At 59.6% G+C, this 329-nt stretch carries 1 pseudogene; it reads right to left on the reverse strand.

The features are described 5' to 3' along the window. Positions 1–329: pseudogene (locus PZH32_RS12075) on the reverse strand (hypothetical protein); the annotation flags it as partial.

The following is a 329-nucleotide window of genomic DNA, read 5'->3' on the forward strand; positions in this document are numbered from 1 at the left end:
CGGACACCGGGTGCTGTTGACCGAGGATAATTCCATTGCTGCGGCCATTGCCCTGGACATTCTGGGCATGACGGCCTGATCGAAGGTAAAGGTGCCGTTTACGTCCTCAACTGGCGTGATGCCCTTCAGCTCGTCGTACTTCACCTGATCCCACAGGGCCAAACCGCCCTCTACCGTTGTGGAGTGACAGTTGAAGCATCCCACCTCCCCGTCGGTTTCCACATTGTGGATGGCGTGCAGCATGCCGCCCAGGTTACCCGCATAGCTGGCGCGGTTGTGGCAGTCGAGGCACTGGCTAATGGTGGGGTTGACCCCCTCCAGACCTTGAC

This window comes from Adlercreutzia equolifaciens (assembly GCF_029076695.1).
Lineage (GTDB): Bacteria > Actinomycetota > Coriobacteriia > Coriobacteriales > Eggerthellaceae > Adlercreutzia > Adlercreutzia equolifaciens_A.